Source organism: Sphingomonas sp. HITSZ_GF (assembly GCF_029543155.1).
Classification (GTDB): Bacteria; Pseudomonadota; Alphaproteobacteria; order Sphingomonadales; family Sphingomonadaceae; genus Sphingomonas.
This window is the reverse complement of the sequence record NZ_JARQXA010000001.1, coordinates 943,809-965,633: the sequence shown is the minus strand read 5'-3', so window position 1 is coordinate 965,633 and position 21,825 is coordinate 943,809. Positions and strand designations below refer to the sequence as shown.

Genomic DNA, 21,825 nt, shown 5'->3' with positions numbered 1-21,825 from the left:
TGGCAAAAAGAACACATAATATGGCTCGTTCTGTCGCTATTCGGCACCATCCGGGCGATTGGGGCCGACATCAATGCCCAGCGTGTCGAGGCGCTTGCGCAAGGTGTTGCGGTTGATCCCCAGCGCGCGGGCGGCGCGAAGCTGGTTGCCGCCATGACGCCCGAGCATCGCCTCGATCAGCGGGCGCTCCACTTCGCCGATGATCCGGTCGTAGAGCGTGCCGTCGTCGAGCGTGCGCGGCTCCTCGATCGCGATGCGCTCGAGCCGGGCGCGGACCGCGGCCTCGATGCCTTCGTCGCGAGTCGCCTGGACCGGCATCGCGCTTGCCTCGCCCAGCGCGCGGCGCAGCGCGTCGCCGTCGATCACTTCGTCGCGGCTGAGCGCGGCGATGCGGCGCATCAGATTCTCGAGCTGGCGGACATTGCCGGGCCAGTCATAGCCCTCGAGCACCGCCACCGCATCGACGGCCAGGCTCTTGCGCGGCAGGCCATCCTCGGCGGCGCGGTCGAGGAAATGGCGGGCGAGCAAAGGCACGTCGTCGCGGCGCTCCCGGAGCGAGGGCAACGCGATGGGGACGACGTTTAGGCGGTAGAACAGGTCCTCGCGGAACTGCCCGGCCTGGACGAGCGCGGCGAGATCCTTGTTGGTCGCGGCGACGATGCGGACATCGGCCTTGATCGCGCGGGCGCCGCCGACGGTGGTGAACTCGCCCTGCTGGAGCACGCGGAGCAGGCGGGTCTGCGCGTCCATCGGCATGTCGCCGATCTCGTCGAGGAACAGCGTGCCGCCTGCCGCCTGCTCGAACTTGCCGGCGACGCGTGCCTGGGCGCCGGTGAAGGCGCCGCGCTCATGGCCGAACAGCTCGGCCTCGATCAGCTCGCGCGGGATCGCGGCCATGTTGAGCGCGACGAAGGGCGCGCGGCGGCGCGGGCCGAGGTCGTGGATCGCCTTGGCGACCAGCTCCTTTCCGGTGCCCGACTCGCCCGAGATCAGCACAGTGAGGTCGTTCGAGACGACGCGGGCGATGACGCGGTAAACCTCCTGCATCGCCGGCGAGCGGCCGATCAGCGAGGAGCCGCCGCCCAGCTCGTCGCCGGGCAGCTCGGCCGGGAGATGGCGGCCGCGGGCGATGGCGCTGCGCACTGCCTGGCCCAGCACGTCGAGGTCGAAGGGCTTGGGCAGATAGTCGAAGGCGCCGACTTCGGTGGCGCGCACCGCCGTCGCCAGCGTGTTCTGCGCGGAGAAGACGATCACCGGCAGCGCGGGATGCTCGGCGGTGAGCCGGGCGACTTCGTCGAGGCCGTTGCCGTCGGGCAGGACCACGTCCGTCACCAGCACGTCGGGGAGCGCGGCGCCGATCGCGCGGCGCAGCTCGGCGAGGCTGGCTGCCGTCGTGACGGCATGGCCCGCCCGGCGCAGGGCTGCCGCGACCACGGTGCGGATGGCGCTGTCGTCGTCGACGACCAGGACGGAGCCGGTCATGCCTTGGCCCTTGGCAGCAGGATGCGGAATACGGTCATTTCAGGCGCGCGCTCACGGGCATATTGGATGATCCCGCCCATGTCGCGGACCAGCTTCTCGACGAGCGGAAGGCCGAGCCCCTTCCCCTCCGGCTTGCCTGAGACGAAGGGCTCGAAGAGATGCTCGGCAATGTCCTCCGGCGCGCCGGGGCCGTTGTCCATCACGCAGATCTCGATCGGCAGCGGCTGGCGCGGCCGGCCGGCGCCCGTGCTGACCGACATGCCGTGGCGATAGGCGGTGGTGAGCACGATGCGTGGCTGGGCGAGGCCGGTCAGCGCCTCGGCGGCGTTCTTGACCAGGTTCATCATCACCTGCTGGAACGCGTCGGGATCGATCAGCACCGGCGGCAGCGAGGGATCGAAGCGCTCCTCGATCACCATGCCGCGTGCGAAGCCGGCCAGCGCCAGGCGGCGGGCATGATCGAGCAGCGGATAGACGTTGGTCGGCTCGAGCTTGAGCGGGCGCGTGTCGGTGAAGTCCTGCATCCGGTCGATCAGTGCGGCGATGCGGTCGACCTCCGTGGTGATCAGCCCGGTGAGCTCGCGGTCCTCGCCCGAGCTGGCGAGCAGCTGGGCGGCGCCGCGGATGCCCGAGAGCGGGTTCTTGATCTCGTGCGCCAGCATCGCGGCGGCGCCCACCGCGGCGCGGGCGCCGGCGGTGCGGTCGGCGCCCTGGGCGACCCGGCGCGACTGGGGGGCGTGGTGGAGCGTGACGATGCGCCAGCCGGGATGATCGGCGACCATCGTCTCGACGAAGTCCACCCGGATGCGCGGGCCGCGGATCGCCTCGATCTCGGTATCGAAGGCAGCGAAGCCATGCCCGTCGCGGCGATCGACATAGCCGTCGGGCGGGCTCAGCACCGCGTCATAGGGCTGGCCGATCATCGTGGTCTCGGCGTGATTGAGCATCGCCTCGCACGCAGCATTGGCATGGGCGATGCGCCCGTCGGGGTCGATGACCAGGACCGCGACCGGCAGCGCGGCGAACATCTCCGCGAAGCCAGGGCCGGTGGCGGGCGGCGCAGGCCGCAGCCGCCTCAGGCCGCCGCGCGGGAACGCCACGGCGCGTAGAATTCGTCGAGCATCGCCAGCACCGTCTTGGCGTCGGGTATCTGGTTGACCTTGTTGCGGAATTCCGCCGAGCCGGTGAGGCCCTTGGTGTACCAGCCGAGGTGCTTGCGCATCATGTTGACGCCGGTCATCTCACCATAATGTTCGAGACTATCGACGTAATGCTCTATGATTACACGATATTGTTCTTCGATGCCGGGTTCGGCGCGCTCGCCCTTGCCGGTCAGCGCATCCATCACCTGGCGCAGGATCCACGGCTTGCCATAGGCACCGCGGCCGATCATCACCCCGTCCGCGCCCGACTGGCGCAGCGCCTCGCGGGCATCCTCGACCGAGCAGATGTCGCCATTGACGATCACCGGGATCGACACCGCGTCCTTGACCGTGCGGACGAACGCCCAGTCGGCCGAGCCGCGATACATCTGGTTGCGGGTGCGACCATGCACCGTGACCAGCTTCACCCCGAGATCCTCGGCGATGCGCGCCAGTTCGGGCGCATTGAGGCTGTCGTGGCACCAGCCCATGCGCATCTTGAGCGTGACCGGCACCGCGACCGCCTTGACGCAGGCATCGATCAGCGAGGCGGCGTGCTTGAGGTCACGCATCAGCGCCGAGCCGGCATCGCCATTGGTGACCTTGCGAACCGGGCAGCCCATGTTGATGTCGATGATCGCGGCGCCGCGATCCTCGTTGAGCTTGGCGGCCTCGGCCATTTCGGCGGGCGAGCAGCCGACGAGTTGCATCGACACCGGTTCCTCGATGGGATCCCAGGCGGCCTTCTGGATCGACTGGCGCGTGTCGCGGATCGCAGCGGCGCTGGCGATCATCTCGGTGACGTTGAGCCCCGAGCCGTAGCGGCGAACCGCACGGCGGAACGGCAGATCGGTCACGCCGGTCATCGGCGCGAGGATCACCGGCGCTTCGACCACAACCGGGCCGATCTGGATGGGTGCGAGTTCGCTCATGATTGTGCCTGAAAAATAGGCAGTGGCGCCTACAGGTACAAGCAGAGATTGGCAAGTACGGGCCCGAACGGACACTTGTGGACGCGGAAGTTGGCGAAGTTCGGGGCACCGCAGGGTTGGCGGGGCGCTTCGTTTCGGCGGAAAGGGCCGAAATGCGCGGGTTTCCGCTGAGTCGAAGGTCGCGGCGCGGACGATCCCGGCGCGAATGTTGGCGCCGCGCATCCGCCGATATGCGGCAAGGCGTTGAACGGACGCGCGAAATCGCGTGCGCATCCTGGCGTATGGACGGTTCAAAGAGCGGCCGGCGGGGCCGGCTGAGCTTCGAGGATTTCAGAGGATTTCCTACATTGGAAGGGCGTAATCCCTCTACCGCCTGCGGGAGAGGGATCGGGGATGCGGCGAGGGATTGGGTGGCACCCCGCCCCCACTTGCTCTAGGCCCGCGGCCATGAAGACCGTCGCCATCCTCGTCGCTGCCGGAAGCGGTACCCGGGCCGGAGGGAGCGTGCCCAAGCAGTTCGCGCCGCTCGCCGGCAAGCCGATGCTGAAGCACAGTTTCGACGCCTTGACGTCGCACCCGCAAGTGGACGCCGTGGTCGTGGTGGTTGGCGCCGGCCAGGAAGACGCGCTGCGCGCGGCGCTGGGGGATGTGCCCTTTGCGATCGGCGGGGCGAGCCGGCGCGAGAGCGTGGCCAATGGCCTGGCGCTGGCCGGCGACGCGGACCGCGTGCTGATCCATGATGCCGCCCGCCCCTTCCTGCCGCATGCGGTGATCGACCGGCTGCTGGCGGCGCTGGAGCATGATGCGGGCGCAATCCCGGGGCTGCCGGTGGCGGACACGCTGCTTTCCGCGTCCGGAGAATCCGTTCCGCGTGACGGGCTGATGCGGGTGCAGACGCCCCAGGCGTTCCGCGGGGCCGACATCGCCGCGGCGCATGCGGCATGGCCGGCCGACCGGGAAGCGACCGACGATGCGCAGATGCTGCGCGCGATCGGCAAGGCAGTTGCAGTCGTGGAAGGGAGCGCGATGCTCGAAAAGGTGACCCATCCTGCCGATTTCGCCGCCGCCGAGGCGCGCTTCGGAGCGTCGATGCGGGTGCGGACGGCGACGGGGTACGACGTCCACCGCTTCGCCGAGGGCGAGGAATTGTGGCTGGGCGGCGTGCTGGTGCCGCACAGCAAGGGGCTTTCGGGGCATAGCGACGCCGATGTGGCGCTGCATGCGATCACCGACGCGCTGCTCGGCACGATCGGCGCCGGCGACATCGGCATGCACTTCCCGCCGAGCGACCCGCAGTGGCGGGGCCAGCGATCGGCGAAGTTCCTCGAGCATGCCGCTTCGCTGGTGGCGGCCGAGGGCGGGGTGATCGACTTCATCGACCTGACGATCATCTGCGAGGCGCCCAAGGTGGGGCCGCACCGCGAGGCGATCCGGGCGAGCATCGCGGGGATATTGGGGCTGAAGCTCTCCGAAGTGAGCGTGAAGGCGACCACCACCGAGCGGCTGGGCTTCACCGGGCGTGGCGAGGGCATGGCCGCGCAGGCAGTGGCGACGGTGCGGGTGCCTGTGGGCGCCTGAGAACGACTCCGGCTCCCCGGCGAAGGCCGGGGCCCAGTTGCAATGCCTTGGCGAAGGCGCCGCAAATATCCTCCGTCATCCCGGCCTTGTGCCGGGATCCACCATGCCGCGCCTCCAGTGTTCGAACCTCCTGTCCGATGCCTGTCTCCCGGTGGACCCCGGCACAAGGCCAGGGCGACGATTGGTTTTGCGGTCGGCGCAACGCGCCGCTGCCCGGCGCCCCCCTCCACCACCGCCTTCGGCGGCGGTCCCCCTCCCCCAGCAAGCTGGGGGAGGAATTGGGAGGGACATTGCCCAACGCACAACTCCTCCGCGAACGAACTGACTCGCATCGGCAACATTCCGGTGGCACATGGCCCGCCCTATGGACACGATTCTCCCGCCGGAGCTGGTCGCCGCAGCACGCAAGGTGCTTGAAGCCAATCGCGCTGCAGGCCGCCGCATCGCCGTCTCCGAGAGCTGCACCGGCGGCCTCGTCTCTGCCGCGCTCACCGAGGTCCCCGGCTCGTCCGACGTCTTCGACGCCGGCTTCGTCACTTATTCGAACGAGGCCAAGCACGACGTGCTGAAGGTCGGCAGCGATGTGCTGGAGACGTTCGGATCGGTCTCGATCGCCGTGGCCTGGAGCATGGCGCAGGGCGCGCTGGCGCGGACCCATGCCGATGTCGCGGTGGCGATCACCGGGATCGCCGGCCCCGATGGCGGCAGCGAGAAGAAGCCGGTGGGCACCGTGGTGTTCGCCCAGGCCGTGCGCGACGCCGATCCCGAGCATGTCGTGGCGGACGCCCGCCATTTCGAGAATAACGGCCGCGGCGGCATCCGCCTTCAGGCGGCGTTGTGCGCGCTCGAGCTGCTGATGCCGGGCGCTTCGGCACCCGAGGCCGACGAAGCCGACGTCGAATCGCCGTAGAGCCGGGCGGCGCGTTCCTCGAACGCGTTGATCATCTTGCGCAGCGCCCGGTCGAACATCTGGCCGGCGAGCATCTCGAACACCCGGTTCTTGAAGGCGAAGTCGACGGTGAAGTCGACGAGGCAACCGCCCTGCCCGTCGCTGCGGAAGCCCCAGTCATTGGCGAGATGCTTGAGCGGGCCGTCGACATATTCGATGTGCAGGCTGGCGGGGCGCGCCTTGTCCACCTTCGAGGTGAAGGTCTCGCGCAGGCCCTTGAAGCCGACGATCATGTCCGCGACCATCTGCGTATCGCTGTTCGAGCGGACGCGGATCGCGCTGACCCAGGGCAGGAACTCCGGATAACGCGCGACGTCGGCGACGAGGTCGAACATCTGCTCCGGGGTGTAGGGAAGCGGGCGGGTTTCGGAATGCTTGGGCATTGTCTCTTCTGGTTCGAAACGCTCCCTGTGGCCGTCATTCCCGCGAAGGCGGGAATCCATTGGCGGTGCCGGCGCGCTTCTATCCCGATTTCAGGATGAATGGATCCCCGCCTTCGCGGGGATGACGATGGTGGAATAGCTTCCCCGTTTCGGGGAGGATTTTCACTTCGCCCCCTTGGCCAGCTTCGCCTCGCGTGCGGCTTTCATCTCGGCGAAGTCCTCGCCGGCGTGGTAGCTGGAGCGGGTCAGCGGCGACGAGGCGACCTGGAGGAATCCCTTGGCGCGGCCGATCGCGCCATAGGCCTGGAAGGCCTGGGGCGTGACGAACTCCTCGACCTTGGCGTGGCGCGGGGTCGGCTGGAGATACTGGCCCATCGTCAGGAAATCGATGTCGGCCGAGCGCATGTCGTCCATCACCTGGTGGACCTCCAGGCGCTGCTCGCCAAGACCGAGCATGATGCCCGACTTGGTGAAGATCGTCGGATCGAGCCGCTTCACCGTCTCCAGCAGGCGCAGCGACGCATAGTAGCGCGCGCCCGGGCGGATGTTCGGATAGAGCCTGGGGACGGTCTCGAGATTGTGGTTGTACACGTCCGGGCGCGCCGCGACGATCGCCTCGACGGCGGCTTCGTGCTTGTTGCGGAAGTCCGGCGTCAGGATCTCGATCGTGGTGGTCGGATTGGCCTCGCGGATCGCGTGGATCACCTTGACGAACTGGCTGGCGCCGCCGTCGGGAAGATCGTCGCGATCGACCGAGGTGATGACGATATGCTCGAGGCCCATCTGCGCGGCAGCCTCGGCGACGTGCTGCGGCTCGAGCGGATCGACCTTGCGCGGCATGCCGGTCTTGACGTTGCAGAAGCGGCAGGCGCGGGTGCAGACGTCACCCAGGATCATCACCGTGGCGTGCTTCTTGGTCCAGCACTCGCCGATATTCGGGCAGGCGGCTTCCTCGCAGACGGTGACGAGGTTCTTCGAGCGCATCAGCGCGCGCGTTTTCGCGAAGCCCTCGGACGTCGGCGCCTTGACGCGGATCCAGTCGGGCTTGCGTTGACGCTCGGGGCGCGGTGCTGCGGAGAGATCGTTCATGGAGCGGCAGATAGCGAGGCGTGGGCGTTTCAACAACCACCGTCATCCCGGCGAAAGCCGGGATCTCGTGCGGCTCTGTTCCCGCCATCGCCTGAGATCCCGGCTTTCGCCGGGATGACGGCAGTGGGAAACACTTCGATACAAACTTGGCAGTCGGGAAAGCGGACGTTACGGCACGCGTCATGACCGATTTCTCAGACCTGCTCGACGGCTATCAGCGCTTCCGGACCAGCGAATATCGGCGACACCGCGACCGTTGGTCGGAGCTCACCGAGGGCCAGAGCCCGCGGGTGATGGTGATCGCCTGTTCGGACAGCCGAGTCGATCCGGCGCAGATCTTCGATACCGTGCCCGGCGAGATCTTCGTGGTGCGCAATGTCGCCAACCTCGTGCCGCCGTTCGAGGACGATGCCAGCCGCCACGGCGTGTCGGCCGCGCTGGAATTCGCAGTGAACCAGCTCGAAGTGCCCGAGATCCTGGTGCTGGGGCACGGCGCGTGCGGCGGCGTCGGCGCGGCGCTGTCGCAGCGCTTCAAGGGCGCCCCCAACGGCGAAGGCGGGTTCATTGCCCATTGGGTCGACATGCTCGATGCGGCGCGCGAGCAGATCGTCGCCAAGCACGGCACAGGCGCCGAGGCAGTGCGTGCGCTCGAGCTGGAGACGGTGCGCGTGTCGCTCACCAACCTCACCACCTTCCCGTTTGTCAGCAAGCGGCTGGCCGAGGGCAGGCTCAAGCTCCACGGCGCCTATTTTGCGATCGCCGACGGCGTGCTGCACGTGATGCGCGACGATGGGGAGTTCGCGGCGGCGTGAGGATCATTAATCGTCATCCCGACGAAAGTCGGGATCTCGTGCGGTTCCTTTCCCGCGCCTTCGCCTGAGATCCCGGCTTTCGCCGGGATGACGGTTTTGGGGTGTTACAGCCCGAGCGCCTTCTTCGCGGCCTTCTCGACCTCGGGATCGAGCTCGGGCGGCTCCATCGGCACGTGCTTTTCCAGCGCATCGGCGATCGCGGTGAGCGCAGCGATGCGGGCGGGCTTCTTGTCGTTGCCGTCGATGACGATCCAGGGCGCGTTCTTGGTGTCGGTATGCGCGAACATGTCGTGCATCGCGTCGAGATACTCGTCGCGCTTGGCCCGGTTGCGATAATCCTCGAGCCCGGTCTTCCAGCGCTTCCAGGGATGCTCGAGCCGGTCCTTGAGGCGCTTGTCCTGGGTCTTCTGGGTGACATGGACGAAGACCTTGACCAGCGTGGTGCCGATCTGGGTGTGCTGCGCCTCGAAATCGTTGATCTCGTCATAGCCGCGGCGCCATTCGGCTTCGGTTGCGAATCCCTCGACGCGCTCGACCAGCACGCGGCCGTACCAGCTGCGATCGAACACCGCGATATTGTGCTGGGCAGGCAGCCGCTGCCAGAAGCGCCAGAGGAAATGGTGCGCCAGCTCCTCGGGCGTGGGCGCCGAGATCGGCCAGACCTCGTAGTAGCGCGGGTCCCATTCGGCGGTGAGGCGCTGGATGATGCCGCCCTTCCCCGCCGCGTCCCATCCCTCGAACAGCACGATCGCGCGGCGGCGGTGGACGATATGGGCGTATTGGATGTGGCTCAGCCGCTTCTGCAGCTTGGCCAGCGCCTTGTCATAGTCGTCGTCGAGCTTCTCGCCCTTCTCATAGTCGCCCAGATCGATCGCCATACCGGTCCTTTCGTGCCTGGATGCAACGATAGAACCGCGCAGAAGATGCGCCAACCGGCTCAGTTGGGCGTGGCGGCCTGCAGCGCCTTGAGTTCCTCGGGCGACATCGGCGGGGTGGCGTAGTGCTCGCCGCACTTCTCCGAGAGCGCGGCGGAGGCGGCGACCATGCGGTCGCTCAGCGCGTTCTGGCGGGCCATCGCCTCCTCCATCTCCTTGGGCATGCCCATGCCGCCGCCGCCGCCTGCCGAGGCGGCGCTCGACAGCAGCGAGGTGCCCATCGAGGCGGCCATGCCGACGCCGGGGATCATCCCGGCGACGCTGGAGAGCAGGCCCATGCCGCGCGCCTTCTTCGCCCGGCCCATCATCTTCTTGCGCATGTCCTCGGCCGATCTGGTCATGGCCGTGCTCTCGGTGCGCATGTCGCGCTCGATCTGCGCGACTTCGGCGCGCAGCGCGGTGCAGGTCGCATCCTGGGCGGGTGCGGGGACGTTCTGCGCGGCGGCGCCTGCGTGGAGGAGCAGCAGCGCGGCGGTCGAGAGGGCAAGCGAATGGCGGATCATCCTCGCGCGGCTAGCGGCGCCGGGCCTGCCGCCGGAACCGATGTGCGACCAAGGCCGCCCTTTTCACTTCGAAGGCGCGATCCAGCCGGAATCGACCCGGTTGGCGAGCATCCGCCCGGCCTCGGCATCGGCGACGCTGCGCAGCGTGGTCTGGGCGATGGCGGCCAGCGCTTCCTCGGTGAGGAACGCCTGGTGGCCGGTCACCAGCACGTTGGGGAAGGTGAGCAGGCGCTGGAACTGGTCGTCCGAGACGATCTCGTTCGACAGGTCCTCGAAGAACAGGTCCGCCTCCTGCTCATAGACGTCGAGCGCTACCGCGCCGATCTTGCGCGACTTGAGCCCCTCGATCAGCGCGGCGGTGTCGATCAGCGCGCCGCGGCTGGTGTTGACGACCACCAGCCCGTCGCGCGCGGCCGCGATTGCCGCTGTGTCGATCAGGTGGCGGGTATCGGGGGTGAGCGGGCAATGGAGGGTGACGATCTCGGCCTCGCGCAGCAGCGTGTCGCGCGGCACGTAGCGCACGCCGAGCGCCTCGAGCGCGGGATCGGGATAGAGATCGCTGGCCAGCACCTCGCAGCCGAAGCCGGCGCGCAGGCTGCGGGCGACCAGCGCGCCGATCTTGCCGGTGCCGACCACGCCGACGGTGCGGCCGTGCAGGTTGCGGCCGATCAGCCCGTCGAGCGCGAAATTATTGTCGCGTACCCGCGCCCAGGCGCGCGGGATGTGGCGATCGACCGCGAGCAGCAGCCCGATCGTGAACTCGGCGACGGCATGGGGCGAATAGGCAGGCACGCGGACGACATCGATCCCGAGCCGCAGGGCGGCGGCGAGATCGACATTGTTGAAGCCCGCGCAGCGCAGTGCCACCAGCCGCGTGCCGCCCGCCGCCAGCGTCTCCAGCACCGCGGCATCGACGATGTCGTTGACGAAGACGCACACCGCGCCGTGCCCCGCCGCCAGCGACACGGTGCCCGGCTCCAGCCGCGGCTCGAGGAAATGCAGGTCGTGCCCGAACGCCGCGTTGGCCTGATCCAGGAAGCGGCGGTCATAGGGCTTGGTATTGAACACGGCGATGCGCATGCATTTCTCCCGTTTCAGGACAGACCAATTCCGTCGGCGCATCAAGCCCGAACGCCTTGTTATGGCCTTGCACCGCCGACGGATGATAACCTTCACTAATTGGCAGATGTGGAGGGGCAGTTGCCGCGTGTTTTCTTCGTGCTGTTCAGCCTGGTCGCCTATGCGATCTTCCTGGCGATCTTTCTCTACCTGGTAGGCTTCGTCGCCAACTTCGCGCCGCTGCCGCACACGATCGACCGGGGACCGATCCATCCCTGGGTGTTCGCGCTGCTTGTCGATATCGGGCTGATCGCGCTGTTCGGCATCCAGCACAGCGTGATGGCGCGCCAGGGCTTCAAGCAGGAATGGACGCGGATCGTCCCCGCCCCGATCGAGCGCAGCATGTATCTGGTGGCGACGAGCGCGGTGCTGGCGCTGGTCTTCTGGCTGTGGCTGCCGATCCCCGCACCGATCTGGAACGTGACCGCGCCGGCCGGCTTCTGGCTGCTTACCGGGCTTTCATTGCTCGGCTGGGGGATCGTGCTGACGAGCACCTATTTGATCAACCATTTCGAGCTGTTCGGGCTGCAGCAGACCTGGCTGCACCTACGTGGCAAGCAGCCGGCGGCGCTCAAGCTGCGCACCCCGCTCCTCTACAAGCTGGTGCGCCATCCGCTCTACAGCGGCTTCCTGCTCGCCTTCTGGGCGACACCGGCGATGACGGTGGGGCATTTGCTCTTCACGCTGGGGATGACGGCCTACATCCTGATCGGCGTCCATTACGAGGAGCGCGACCTGGGCGACTTCTTCGGGGAGGACTATGCGGCGTATCAGCGCAAGGTGGGTGCGGTGGTACCGGGGGTTGGGCGGAAATAAGCCCGTACAAAAGCGCCTCGATCGTCATCCCGGCGAAAGCCGGGATCTTAGGCAATGGCGGGAATAGAGCCGCAAGAGATCCCGGCTTTCGCCGGGATTACGGAAAGCGTGACGGTGGACGGCGGTGCGTTCAGCACGCCACCACGTTCACCGCGAGCCCGCCCTGCGCCGTCTCCTTGTACTTGGAGCGCATGTCCTCGCCGGTCTGGCGCATCGTCTCGATCACGGCGTCGAGGCTGACGATGTGGCTGCCGTCGCCGTGCATTGCGAGATAGGCGGCGTTGATCGCCTTGATCGCGCCCATCGTGTTGCGCTCGATGCAGGGGATCTGGACGAGGCCGCCAATGGGGTCGCAGGTGAGGCCGAGATTGTGCTCCATGCCGATCTCGGCGGCATTCTCGATCTGCGCGTTGGTGGCGCCCAGCGCCGCGGCGAGCCCCGCCGCCGCCATCGAGCAGGCGACGCCGACTTCGCCCTGGCAGCCCATCTCGGCGGCTGAGATCGAGGCGCGCTTCTTGTAGAGGAAGCCGATCGCGGCGGTGGTGAGCAGGAAGGTGCGCGAACCTGCCGGCGTCGGGTTGGCGCAGAAGGTCTCGTAATAGCGCAGCACGGCGGGGATCACGCCCGCCGCCCCGTTGGTCGGCGCGGTGACGACGCGGCCGCCCGCGGCATTTTCCTCGTTCACCGCGAGCGCCCAGAGGCTGACCCAGTCGAAGACGAGCGAAGGATCGCTGCGCGGGCCGCGGGCGAGCAGGCGCTGGTGGAGATCACGGGCGCGGCGCTTGACCTTGAGCCCGCCAGGCAGCTCCCCCTCCCCGCGCATGCCGCGGTCGATGCAGGCGGACATCGCGGCGCGCAGGCTGTCGACGAACGCGTCGGTCTCGGCATCGTCGCGCCAGGCGGCTTCGTTGGCGCGGACGATATCGGCGATGCTGGCCCCTTGCGCCTCGGCGACGGCGAGCAGCTCGGCACCCGAGGTGAAGGCGAAGGGCAGGATGACGTTGGTCTGCGGCGCCTCGCAGCCGCCCTCGACGATCGCGCCGCCGCCGATCGAATAGTAGAAGGTCTCCCAGGGCTCGCCCTCGGCATAATGCGCGACGAAGCGCATGCCGTTGGGATGCGCGGGCAGGAAGCGGTCGTCGCGGAAGACGAGATGGCGGCCCTCGACGAATGGCACCGGTGCATGGCGGCCGAGCGCGAGCTGCTGCTCGGCGCGGATCGTGGCGACGATCATGTTCACTGCATCGGGATCGACGCTTTCGGGCTGGTAGCCGGCAAGGCCCAGGATCGTGGCGATATCGGTGGCGTGGCCGCGGCCGGTGAGCGCGAGCGATCCGAACAGCTCGCAGGAGACCGAAACCGGCGTACCGCGATCGAGCGCGGCTTCGGCAAAGGATGCCGCGGCGCGCATCGGGCCGACGGTGTGCGAGCTCGACGGGCCGATGCCGATGGTGAACAGGTCGGCGAGCCCGATCGTCGCTTCGGCCTGGGTGCGGGCCCGGGCGCTGGTATCGTCCAACATCGTCGCTCCTGCTTCCGGCTCTGGTGGCCGGATTGCGTCCCATTTCGATCCTCCCCCGGAGGGGGAGGTGGCAGCCCGAAGGGCTGACGGAGGGGGCTGGCCGCGGGCGGATCGCTCGCGGCATTCCCCCTCCACCACCGCTTCGCGGCGGTTCCCCTCCCCCTCCGGGGGAGGATTTAGCTCACCCCGCCGAAGGATCGACGATGCCGTCGGTGCCCTTTTTGGCGAGGTCCGCCGCGACCTGCGGGGCGAGGCGGATGTTGAGCTCCTTGAGCTGCTTCTCGCTGACATAGGACGGAGCCTGCATCATCAGGTCCTCGGCCTTTTGCGTCATCGGGAAGACGATGACTTCGCGGATGTTCGGCTCGTCGGCGAGCAGCATCACGATGCGGTCCACGCCCGGGGCCGAGCCGCCGTGCGGCGGGGCGCCGAACTTGAAGGCGTTGATCATGCCCGCGAAGTTCGTGTCGACGTCCGCCTGGGTATAGCCGGCGATCTCGAACGCCTTGTACATGATCTCCGGACGGTGGTTCCGGATCGCGCCCGACGACAGCTCGATGCCGTTGCAGACGATGTCGTACTGGTAGGCGAGGATGTCGAGCGGGTCCTTGGTCTCCAGCGCTTCCAGCTCGCCCTGCGGCATCGAGAACGGGTTGTGGCTGAAGTCGACCTTCTTGGCGTCCTCGTCATATTCGAACATCGGGAAGTCGACGATCCAGCAGAATTCGAAGCGCTTCTTGTCGATCAGCTCGAGCTGCTCGGCGGCGCGGGTACGCGCGAGGCCGGCGAGCTTGGCGGCCTGGGCTTCCTTGCCCGCGGCGAAGAAGATGCCGTCGTTCGGGCCGAGGCCCATCGCGTTCGCAATGGCCTGCATGCCTTCCTGGCCATGATTGTTGGCGATCGGGCCGCCGAACACGCCGTCCTTCTGGGTGGCATAGCCGAGGCCCGGAAAGCCTTCCGACTGCGCCCAGCTGTTCATGTCGTCGAAGAACTTGCGGCTCTTCTCATGCGTGTTCGGTGCCGGGATCGCGCGGACGACATCGCCGCCTTCGACGATCGAGGCGAAGCGGCCGAAGCCCGAGCCCTTGAAGAAGTCCGAGACGTCGGTGATCAGCAGCGGGTTGCGCAGGTCGGGCTTGTCGTTGCCGTACTTGAGCATCGATTCGCGGTACGGGATGCGCTTGAAAGGGAGCGCCGAGACGCTGCGGCCCATGCCTTCCCAGTCGGCGAATTCCTCGAACACGCCGTGCAGCACCGGCTCGATCGCGGCGAAGACGTCGTCCTGGGTGACGTAGCTCATCTCGAAATCGAGCTGGTAGAATTCGCCCGGCGAGCGATCGGCGCGCGCGTCCTCGTCGCGGAAGCAGGGGGCGATCTGGAAATACTTGTCGAAGCCGGCGACCATCAGCAGCTGCTTGAACATCTGCGGCGCCTGCGGGAGCGCGTAGAACTTGCCCGGGTGGACGCGCGACGGGACCAGATAGTCGCGGGCGCCTTCCGGCGACGACGCGGTGAGGATCGGCGTCTGGAACTCGGTGAAGCCCTGGTCGATCATCCGGCGGCGCAGCGACGCGATGACGCTCGAGCGCAGCATGATGTTCTTGTGGACCTTCTCGCGGCGCAGATCGAGGAAGCGGTTCCTGAGGCGGATTTCCTCGGGGTACTCGGCATCGCCGAACACCGGCAGCGGCAGTTCCTGCGCCTGGCTCTGGATCTTCGCCTCAGTAACGCGGATCTCGACTTCGCCGGTGGGGAGGTTCGGGTTCACGGCTTCGGCCGAGCGGGCGACGACCTTGCCGGTCATCGTCACCACCGATTCGCTGCGCAGCGACTCGATCACCTGGAAGGCCGGGCCGTCGACTTCGGTGACGATCTGGGTGATGCCGTAATGGTCGCGCAGGTCGATGAAGACCAGATCGCCATGGTCGCGCTTGCGGTGGACCCAGCCCGACAGGCGGACTTCCTGGCCGACATCGGCGGCGCGAAGCTGGGCGCAGGTGTGCGTGCGATAGGCGTGCATGGTCGTTTCTTCGCTCTCTAAGTTCGTCATCCCCGCGAAGGCGGGGATCCATTGCCGCCGACAGTGAGAATGGATTCCCGCCTGCGCGGGAATGACGATGGAAATTATGTGGTGGAGCGCTTTCCCCTCCCACCCTCTTTTGTCAACCCGAAGACCGGTCTATGGGCTGCGGATGCATATCCATGGTCTGATTGAAGACAGCGCGACTCTCGCCAATCTCTGCGCCCGCCTCGCCAACAAGCCGTACGTCTGCGTGGACACCGAGTTCATGCGCGAAAACAGCTATTGGCCCGAGCTCTGCCTGATCCAGATCGCCGACGACGAAGAGGCGGCGGCGATCGATCCGATGGCGCCCGGGATCGACCTCACCCCCTTGCTCGACCTGATGGTCGACAATGAGGAGGTGCTGAAGGTCTTCCATGCCGGCGGCCAGGACATCGAGATCGTCTATAACCTCACCGGCAAGACGCCGCACCCGCTGTTCGACACCCAGGTCGCCGCGATGGCGCTCGGGCTGGGCGAGCAGATCGGCTATTCGAACCTGGTCGATACCTATCTGGGCTTCACGATCGACAAGGGCGCCCGCTTCACCGACTGGAGCCGCCGCCCGCTCGACAAGCGCCAGATCGACTATGCGATCGCGGACGTGACGCACCTCTCCAAGATCTTCCCCAAGATGCTGGAGAAGCTTAAGAAAACCGGCCGCGGTGCCTGGCTCGACCAGGAAATGGAGCGGCTCGCCGATCCCGAGAACTATCATAACGACCCGGACGAGGCCTGGCAGCGCGTCCGCGTGTCGAGCCGCAAGCCCGAGGTGCTGGGGCGGTTGAAGGCGCTGGCCCGCTGGCGCGAGCTCGAGGCGCAGGGCAAGGACCTGCCGCGCGGCCGCATCGTCAAGGACGAGACGCTCGCCGACCTCGCCGGCAACCCGCCGCGCAAGCAGAGCGACCTGGGCAAGGTGCGCGGGCTCTCGGCCGCCTGGGCGGGCAACGATATCGGCGGGCGGCTGATGGCGGCGCTCGACAATGCCGAGCCGATGTCCACCGCCGAGCTGCCGCCGCGCGACGACCGCAAGCCCTCGCTCGGCAAGGACGGCGCGCTGGTGGCCGACCTGCTCAAGCTGCTGCTCAAGATCCGCGCCAAGGAGATCAACGTGGCGCCGCGGCTGCTCGCGCGCTCGGACGACCTCGAATCGCTGGCGGCCGGCGTGCGCGACGGGCTGCCGATCCTCGAGGGCTGGCGCTACGAGCAGTTCGGGCGCGACGCGCTCAACCTGGTCGAGGGTCAGCTGGGGTTCACCGTGAAAAATGGTAAGCTCAAGATGACGCGAACCGAGGAGCCCGCCGCATGATCCGCATCGCCCTGCCCGTTGCCGCGCTGCTTCTCGTGGGTGCCTGTGCGCCGAAGACGCCCGCCGCGGCGATCCCCGGCGTGGAATGCAGCGCCGAGAAGCTCGGCGAGCTGGTCGGCAAGGCGCGCAGCCCCGAGGTCGAGGCGGAAGCCCGGCGGCTTTCGGGAGCCAATGTCGTGCGCTGGCTGACGCCGGGGATGATGGTCACGATGGAATTCCGCGCGGACCGGCTGAACCTGCACCTGGGCACCGACGGCAAGATCGGCTCGGCGCGCTGCGGCTAGCCGTCATCCCGGCGAAAGCCGGAATCTCGTGCCGCAAGCGCCATTGCCTGAGATCCCGGCTTTCGCCGGGATGACGGAAATTACGCTCTCGCTTCCGCCCCGAACAGGCTGTCGGCGAACAGGTCGATCGCCTTTTGCGAGATGCCGGTGTTGTTGAGCAGCACGATGCTCTCCTGCGTGTCGTAGCGATGCGCGAGCAGGCTGCGGAAGCCGTCGGTGCGGCCGGTTTCCCATGCCGCCTCGACCGGCTTGCCGGCGATCGTCATCGTCCGCACCCGGCCACCGAGCGAATAGTCCTGCTCCACCACACGCACAGTGCGCAGCGCCTTGAGCGAGGCGGGCGAGACGAAACCCTTGTCGAACACCGCATGCCCGGCGCGGAGCAGGTCCGGCGCCGTGCTGTAATAGCCGCCCGAGGCTGCCATCACCGGCACGCGCGGGTTGTACCAGAGCACCGGCGGCTCGACCGTGCGATAGGAGGCGGCGATGCCCGGCGCTTCCACCGCGCTGGTGTGCGCCAGGCCGAGCGGATCGAGGGTGATCGTGCGCATCGCCTGCTGGAAGGGCTTGCCCGTCGCCGCCTCGACGATGGCGATGACGATGTACCAGTTGGTCGGAACGTAATCGAACTTGCTGCCCGGCTCGAAGGCGAGATCGCCCGAGGCGAAGCGGCGCACCGATTCCGCAGTGCCGAGATCGCGGCTGACCAGATCGGGCTCGAGCTTGAGCGCGGGCATGAAGTCGTTGGGGATGCCGCTGGTGTTCGACAGCAGGTGCGCGAGTTGCACCTTCGCCCCGGTATCGGCGCGGTAGCCGGGCAGCAGCGTAGCAATCGGGGCGTCCAGCGCCAGCTTGCCGGCCTCGACCAGCTTGAGCACGGTCACCGTGGTGAGGAACTTGGAGATCGAGGCGATACCGTACACCGTATCGGTGGTCACCGGCGTCTTCGCCGCGATGTTCGCCAGCCCGAAATTGCGCGCATAGACCGGCTTTCCGGCCTTGGCCCGCAGGATCGTGCCGGCAAAGCCATTGGCCTTCACGAACGCATCGATCTTGGCGTCGTCAGGATGGCCCTTGGCCCAGCCCGGCAGCGGCGCCAGCGCGGCGATGCCCGTGGCGAGCCCGCCCTGCAGCACCATGCGTCGATCGATCATTCCGGTCCCCCTTCCCTACGCCACACGGAGGCGGCTTCATTGCGGGAGCGACATGAACCGCAGATTGCTAGACTTCGAGCACCGGCTCGCGTCCCAACGCCGCGGCCAGGGCCCGGTGGCGCTTCTCGACCGCTTCGCCGTACAGCGCCTCGTCCGCCGGATCGAGAACCAGGGCGAGCGCCTCCGCGTCCATGTGCAGCTCAGAGCGCCTGATCGGCGCGGCGACGCCGCCCGACAGGCGCTGGCCGAGGCGGATGGCGAGGCCCCAGAGCTTGGCGCGCCACAGCGTGTCGTCATCGGCGAGCTGGGGCAGCGGCGCCGGCGTGTCGAGCCCGCCCCCGAGCGCGGTGTAGAGCGCCTGGCCGAGCGCGGCGCGGCCGCTGGAATCGATCGCCACCCAATTGCCGTGCAGCGCGGCGTCGAGGCCGCGTTCGGCGCGGAATTCGGGATTGGCGTGCCAGCCGACATCGACGAGCTGGCAGGCGGCGTGGCGCAGGCGCGCCAGCTCGGGCGGCTCGCCGGCGAAGAGCGGCGCGATCCACTGGTCGAGCAGGTCGCCATGCTCGGCGAAGCGGCCGAGGCGCTCGCCCTCGTCGCGGGTGGCGGCGATCAGCGGGTCCTGCTGGCGCACCTCGGGCGCCAGGCGCTGGTAGAGCAGCCCTTCGCGCAGGCCATAGGCAGAGACGATCGTGCCGCTGCTGCCCAGCGTCTTGAGGACGTGGCCGAGCAGCACGGCGGCATCCTCCAGCGAGCCGGCGCGGGCGCTGGACAGGTTGGGGATCGCCTTGAGATCGGACTTGGGCATCACCGCGATCGAGCTGGCCAGCTCGGCGATGCGGGCCACCGCCATCGGATATTGGTGCGCGATCGGCAGCGGATAATGCTTCAGGTGCATATCGAGCCGCGCCAGGCTGCGCCACGAGCCGCCGACCAGATAGAAGGGCAGCCCCTTGCCCCGCCCCTTCCAGCCGGCTTCGTCGAGGAGCTTGGCCACCTTGCGCTCGAGCGACCCCTTGCCGCCCGCGCGGATCGCGGCGAGGCGGAGCACGCCGAGCGGAAAGGATACCCGATCGGTGACCGTGCCGGCGACGACGCGGACGAGCTCGAGTGAGCCGCCACCGAGATCGCCGACGATCCCGTCCGCTTCGGGGATGCCCGAAAGCACGCCCAGGCCCGATGCGGTGGCTTCCTCCTCGCCCGACAGAGTCTCGACCTCGAGGCCGAGGCTGCGCGCCGCATCGATCAGCTCGCGACCGTTCGAGGCATCGCGCACCGCTGCCGTGGCGACGGTGCGCAGCTCGCCGACCTGCATCTCGCGCGCCAGCGTTGCGAAACGGGCCAGCGCCGCGCGGGCCATGGCGAGGCTCGACGCGTCGATCGCGCCGGTCTGGGCCAGGCCGCGGCCGAGACCCGCCATCACCTTCTCGTTGAACAGCGTCGCGGGCAGCCGGGCCGAGCCCTGATAAACCACCAGGCGCACCGAATTGGAGCCGATGTCGATGATCGCGGTGCGATCCGCGATCGTCTGCGCCTTGGGGCGCTCCTTGCGGAACGGCAGCGTGTTCATGTCTTGGCCCGGCTCCTCGCCTTGCGCTTCAACTGGAGCTTCGGCACCGGCTTGCGCGCATCAAGCGCAGCGCCGCCGCGGCCCGAAAGCGACGGGTTGGTCATGAAATAGCGGTGCAGGTTGAACGCGCCATCCTCGCCCGGCGCGATGCGGAGGTAATGGCCATCGCTCTGCAGCACCCAGCTCTGCTCATTGTCGAGCAGGTTCGCCACCATCACCTGATCGAGAACCTGATCGTGCACCGTCTTGTTGAGGATCGGCAGCATGAACTCGACGCGGCGATCGAAGTTGCGCTGCATCCAGTCTGCGGAGGAGATGAACACCCTGGCGCCGTCATTGGGCAATGCCTTGCCGTTGCCGAACGCCCAGATGCGGCTGTGCTCGAGGAAGCGGCCGACGATCGACTTGACCTTGATGTTCTCGCTCATGCCCGGCACGCCGGGGCGCAGGCAGCAGATGCCGCGGATGACCAGCTCGATCTCCACCCCGGCATTGCTCGCCTCGTAGAGTTTCTCGATCACCGCGGGATCGACCAGCGAGTTCATCTTGGCCCAGAGCTGGCCCGGGCGGCCGGCGCGGGCGTGCGCGATCTCGTCGTCGATCATGCCGACCAGCCGGTTGCGCAGGTCGCGTGGGCTAATGCCGATCAGCTCCAGCTCCTGCGGTTCGACATAGCCGGTGACGTAGTTGAAGATCTGCGCAGCATCGCGGCCCACGCGCGGATCGGCGGTGAAGAAGCTGATGTCGGTGTAGATGCGCGCGGTGACCGGGTGGTAGTTGCCGGTGCCGAAGTGGCAATAGGTGCGATAGCCATTGCCCTCGCGCCGGACGACCATCGAGACCTTGGCATGGGTCTTCCAGTCGATGAAGCCATAGACCACCTGGACGCCCGCCCGCTCCAGCGCGGTCGCCCAATAGAGGTTCTGCTCCTCGTCGAACCGGGCCTTGAGCTCGACCACCGCGGTGACCGACTTGCCGGCCTCTGCCGCGGCGATCAGCGCGTTGATCACGGCGGGCTGCTTGCCGGCGCGGTAGAGCGTCTGCTTGATCGCCACCACGTCGGGATCGGCCGCGGCCTGGCCGAGGAAGGAGAGCACTACGTCGAAGCTCTCATAGGGGTGGTGGACGACGATGTCCTTGGCCTTGATCGCCGCGAAGCAATCGCCGCCATATTCGCGTATGCGCTCGGGGAAGCGCGCCGAGAAGGGGGTGAACTTGAGATCGGGCCGATCCTCGTCGACCAGCATCGCCAGATCGCCGATGCCGAGGAAACCGCCGGTCTCGGTGAGCAGCGCCTCGCTGCCGCCCAGCTCTTCCTTGAGCACCGCCTCCAGCTCGGGGGAGATGCTCTCCTCCATCTCAAGGCGGATCACCCGGCCGCGGCGGCGGCGCTTGATCGCCGAGCGGAAGGTCATGACAAGGTCTTCGGCCTCTTCCTCGATCTCGATGTCGCTGTCGCGCAGCACGCGGAAAGCCGCGGCGCCGAGCACGTCATAGCCGGGGAAGAGCAGGTGCGAGAAATGCTTGAGCACCGCCTCGACCGCGACATAGCGCGCCAGGTTGCCCGGCAGCCGCACGAAGCGCTTGATCGCGGTGGGCAGCAGCACCAGTTCGCGCACCGGCTCGCGGTCCGAGCGGCGGACCAGATCGAAGATCACACTCGATCCCTGGTTGGGGATGAACGGGAACGGGTGCGCGGGATCGAGCGCCTGCGGCGTGAGGATCGGGAAGATCTGGTCGCGGAAATGGGTTTGCAGCCACGCCTCGGTTTCGCCCGCGATCGCGTTGGCGTCGAGGACATGGATATCGGTCTCGACCAGATCGGCGCGGATTTGCGTCCACACCGTCTGCTGGTTGTCGGCCAGCGCCTCCGCCTCGGCCGAGATCGCGGCGAGCTGCTGGCCGGGGGTCAGCCCATCGACCGAGCGCGTCTCCACCTTCTGGAGCTGCTGCCCCATAAGGCCGGCGACGCGGACCATGAAGAACTCGTCGAAGTTCGAGCCGGAGATCGAGAGGAAGCGCAGCCGCTCGAGCAGCGGGTGGGCGGGATTGGTCGCCTCTTCCATCACGCGGCGGTTGAAGGCGAGCCAGCTCAGCTCACGATTGAAGTAACGTACGGAATCTTCCGGCAATTCGGTCATCATGGCCCCTTCATCGGCGCGCTTCTTCGCTGCCTTGACCATGCCG

At 67.7% G+C, this 21,825-nt stretch carries 19 protein-coding genes; 6 read left to right on the top strand and 13 right to left on the bottom strand.

Annotated features, from left to right (window positions below; genetic code table 11):
- Positions 1-36: 36 nt before the first annotated feature.
- From ntrC to dusB, 3 genes are read right to left on the bottom strand one after another with little or no spacing between them, the layout of a single operon-like run.
- On the bottom strand, positions 37-1,482 hold the full coding sequence (gene ntrC / locus P6144_RS04740; RefSeq protein WP_277766552.1) for a nitrogen regulation protein NR(I): 1,446 nt from the start codon (positions 1,480-1,482) through the stop codon (positions 37-39).
- Positions 1,479-2,582, bottom strand: a complete 1,104-nt coding sequence (locus P6144_RS04735; RefSeq protein WP_277766551.1) for an ATP-binding protein — start codon at positions 2,580-2,582, stop codon at positions 1,479-1,481. The genes ntrC and P6144_RS04735 overlap by 4 nt, the downstream gene beginning before the upstream one ends.
- Entirely contained in the window at positions 2,558-3,556 is a 999-nt protein-coding gene (gene dusB / locus P6144_RS04730; protein WP_277766550.1) for a tRNA dihydrouridine synthase DusB, read from the bottom strand. The genes P6144_RS04735 and dusB overlap by 25 nt, the downstream gene beginning before the upstream one ends.
- A 447-nt stretch (positions 3,557-4,003) precedes the next feature.
- Between dusB and P6144_RS04725 the strand changes: the two genes are divergently transcribed.
- Positions 4,004-5,134, top strand: coding sequence for a bifunctional 2-C-methyl-D-erythritol 4-phosphate cytidylyltransferase/2-C-methyl-D-erythritol 2,4-cyclodiphosphate synthase (locus tag P6144_RS04725; RefSeq protein WP_277766549.1), 1,131 nt, complete (start codon positions 4,004-4,006; stop codon positions 5,132-5,134).
- Between the two features lie 364 nt (positions 5,135-5,498).
- The gene (locus P6144_RS04720; protein ID WP_277766548.1) at positions 5,499-6,044 is read left to right on the top strand and encodes a CinA family protein; all 546 of its coding nucleotides are present in this window, start codon (positions 5,499-5,501) and stop codon (positions 6,042-6,044) included.
- On the opposite strand, the gene P6144_RS04715 is transcribed toward P6144_RS04720, so the two are convergent.
- Together P6144_RS04715 and lipA are read right to left on the bottom strand one after the other, a co-directional pair.
- Positions 5,960-6,466 (bottom strand): type II toxin-antitoxin system RatA family toxin, encoded by a 507-nt coding sequence (locus tag P6144_RS04715; protein ID WP_277766547.1) that lies wholly within the window; start codon positions 6,464-6,466, stop codon positions 5,960-5,962. The genes P6144_RS04720 and P6144_RS04715 overlap by 85 nt on opposite strands.
- 162 nt (positions 6,467-6,628) lie before the next feature.
- The gene (lipA, locus tag P6144_RS04710) at positions 6,629-7,555 is read right to left on the bottom strand and encodes a lipoyl synthase (RefSeq protein ID WP_277766546.1); all 927 of its coding nucleotides are present in this window, start codon (positions 7,553-7,555) and stop codon (positions 6,629-6,631) included.
- Positions 7,556-7,737: 182 nt separating this feature from the next.
- On the opposite strand from lipA, the gene P6144_RS04705 reads away from it, so the two are divergent.
- The gene (locus tag P6144_RS04705; protein ID WP_277766545.1) at positions 7,738-8,367 is read left to right on the top strand and encodes a carbonic anhydrase; all 630 of its coding nucleotides are present in this window, start codon (positions 7,738-7,740) and stop codon (positions 8,365-8,367) included.
- Between the two features lie 104 nt (positions 8,368-8,471).
- Here the strand turns inward: P6144_RS04705 and P6144_RS04700 are convergent, their stop codons facing one another.
- From P6144_RS04700 to P6144_RS04690, 3 genes are all read right to left on the bottom strand, one after another.
- Positions 8,472-9,245, bottom strand: a complete 774-nt coding sequence (locus P6144_RS04700) for a polyphosphate kinase (protein WP_277766544.1) — start codon at positions 9,243-9,245, stop codon at positions 8,472-8,474.
- A 59-nt stretch (positions 9,246-9,304) separates the two neighbouring features.
- Positions 9,305-9,805: a hypothetical protein gene (locus tag P6144_RS04695; RefSeq protein ID WP_277766543.1), complete on the bottom strand. Its 501-nt coding sequence runs from the start codon at positions 9,803-9,805 to the stop codon at positions 9,305-9,307.
- Positions 9,806-9,868: 63 nt separating this feature from the next.
- Entirely contained in the window at positions 9,869-10,885 is a 1,017-nt protein-coding gene (locus tag P6144_RS04690; protein ID WP_277766542.1) for a 2-hydroxyacid dehydrogenase, read from the bottom strand.
- A gap of 120 nt (positions 10,886-11,005) precedes the next feature.
- On the opposite strand from P6144_RS04690, the gene mddA reads away from it, so the two are divergent.
- Positions 11,006-11,740, top strand: a complete 735-nt coding sequence (gene mddA, locus P6144_RS04685; protein ID WP_277766541.1) for a methanethiol S-methyltransferase — start codon at positions 11,006-11,008, stop codon at positions 11,738-11,740.
- Positions 11,741-11,870: 130 nt separating this feature from the next.
- On the opposite strand, the gene P6144_RS04680 is transcribed toward mddA, so the two are convergent.
- Both P6144_RS04680 and aspS read right to left on the bottom strand, forming a co-directional pair.
- Positions 11,871-13,262: an L-serine ammonia-lyase gene (locus tag P6144_RS04680; protein WP_277766540.1), complete on the bottom strand. Its 1,392-nt coding sequence runs from the start codon at positions 13,260-13,262 to the stop codon at positions 11,871-11,873.
- Positions 13,263-13,443: 181 nt separating this feature from the next.
- Entirely contained in the window at positions 13,444-15,282 is a 1,839-nt protein-coding gene (gene aspS, locus P6144_RS04675; RefSeq protein WP_277766539.1) for an aspartate--tRNA ligase, read from the bottom strand.
- Between the two features lie 172 nt (positions 15,283-15,454).
- On the opposite strand from aspS, the gene rnd reads away from it, so the two are divergent.
- Together rnd and P6144_RS04665 are read left to right on the top strand one after the other, a co-directional pair.
- Positions 15,455-16,633 (top strand): ribonuclease D, encoded by a 1,179-nt coding sequence (gene rnd / locus P6144_RS04670; RefSeq protein WP_277766538.1) that lies wholly within the window; start codon positions 15,455-15,457, stop codon positions 16,631-16,633.
- Complete coding sequence (locus P6144_RS04665) at positions 16,630-16,917, top strand: I78 family peptidase inhibitor (protein ID WP_277766537.1); 288 nt, start codon at positions 16,630-16,632, stop codon at positions 16,915-16,917. Before rnd ends, P6144_RS04665 begins: the two co-directional genes overlap by 4 nt.
- A gap of 80 nt (positions 16,918-16,997) precedes the next feature.
- Here the strand turns inward: P6144_RS04665 and P6144_RS04660 are convergent, their stop codons facing one another.
- From P6144_RS04660 to P6144_RS04650, 3 genes are all read right to left on the bottom strand, one after another.
- A complete protein-coding gene (locus tag P6144_RS04660) occupies positions 16,998-18,071 on the bottom strand; it encodes a serine hydrolase domain-containing protein (RefSeq protein ID WP_277766536.1) in 1,074 nt (357 codons plus the stop codon).
- A gap of 67 nt (positions 18,072-18,138) precedes the next feature.
- Positions 18,139-19,638, bottom strand: a complete 1,500-nt coding sequence (locus tag P6144_RS04655) for a Ppx/GppA family phosphatase (RefSeq protein ID WP_277766535.1) — start codon at positions 19,636-19,638, stop codon at positions 18,139-18,141.
- Positions 19,635-21,821: an RNA degradosome polyphosphate kinase gene (locus P6144_RS04650; RefSeq protein WP_277766534.1), complete on the bottom strand. Its 2,187-nt coding sequence runs from the start codon at positions 21,819-21,821 to the stop codon at positions 19,635-19,637. Before P6144_RS04650 ends, P6144_RS04655 begins: the two co-directional genes overlap by 4 nt.
- Positions 21,822-21,825: the final 4 nt, after the last annotated feature.

What these genes read in the sequence shown, in the direction of transcription:
- ntrC (WP_277766552.1), bottom strand. Translation starts at nt 1,482, where the DNA reads ATGACCGGCTCCGTCCTGGTCGTCGACGACGACAGCGCCATCCGCACC.
- dusB (WP_277766550.1), bottom strand. Translation starts at nt 3,556, where the DNA reads ATGAGCGAACTCGCACCCATCCAGATCGGCCCGGTTGTGGTCGAAGCG.
- P6144_RS04725 (WP_277766549.1), top strand. Translation starts at nt 4,004, where the DNA reads ATGAAGACCGTCGCCATCCTCGTCGCTGCCGGAAGCGGTACCCGGGCC.
- P6144_RS04720 (WP_277766548.1), top strand. Translation starts at nt 5,499, where the DNA reads ATGGACACGATTCTCCCGCCGGAGCTGGTCGCCGCAGCACGCAAGGTG.
- P6144_RS04715 (WP_277766547.1), bottom strand. Translation starts at nt 6,466, where the DNA reads ATGCCCAAGCATTCCGAAACCCGCCCGCTTCCCTACACCCCGGAGCAG.
- lipA (WP_277766546.1), bottom strand. Translation starts at nt 7,555, where the DNA reads ATGAACGATCTCTCCGCAGCACCGCGCCCCGAGCGTCAACGCAAGCCC.
- P6144_RS04705 (WP_277766545.1), top strand. Translation starts at nt 7,738, where the DNA reads ATGACCGATTTCTCAGACCTGCTCGACGGCTATCAGCGCTTCCGGACC.
- P6144_RS04700 (WP_277766544.1), bottom strand. Translation starts at nt 9,245, where the DNA reads ATGGCGATCGATCTGGGCGACTATGAGAAGGGCGAGAAGCTCGACGAC.
- P6144_RS04695 (WP_277766543.1), bottom strand. Translation starts at nt 9,805, where the DNA reads ATGATCCGCCATTCGCTTGCCCTCTCGACCGCCGCGCTGCTGCTCCTC.
- P6144_RS04690 (WP_277766542.1), bottom strand. Translation starts at nt 10,885, where the DNA reads ATGCGCATCGCCGTGTTCAATACCAAGCCCTATGACCGCCGCTTCCTG.
- P6144_RS04680 (WP_277766540.1), bottom strand. Translation starts at nt 13,262, where the DNA reads ATGTTGGACGATACCAGCGCCCGGGCCCGCACCCAGGCCGAAGCGACG.
- aspS (WP_277766539.1), bottom strand. Translation starts at nt 15,282, where the DNA reads ATGCACGCCTATCGCACGCACACCTGCGCCCAGCTTCGCGCCGCCGAT.
- rnd (WP_277766538.1), top strand. Translation starts at nt 15,455, where the DNA reads ATGCATATCCATGGTCTGATTGAAGACAGCGCGACTCTCGCCAATCTC.
- P6144_RS04665 (WP_277766537.1), top strand. Translation starts at nt 16,630, where the DNA reads ATGATCCGCATCGCCCTGCCCGTTGCCGCGCTGCTTCTCGTGGGTGCC.
- P6144_RS04660 (WP_277766536.1), bottom strand. Translation starts at nt 18,071, where the DNA reads ATGATCGATCGACGCATGGTGCTGCAGGGCGGGCTCGCCACGGGCATC.
- P6144_RS04655 (WP_277766535.1), bottom strand. Translation starts at nt 19,638, where the DNA reads ATGAACACGCTGCCGTTCCGCAAGGAGCGCCCCAAGGCGCAGACGATC.
- P6144_RS04650 (WP_277766534.1), bottom strand. Translation starts at nt 21,821, where the DNA reads ATGGTCAAGGCAGCGAAGAAGCGCGCCGATGAAGGGGCCATGATGACC.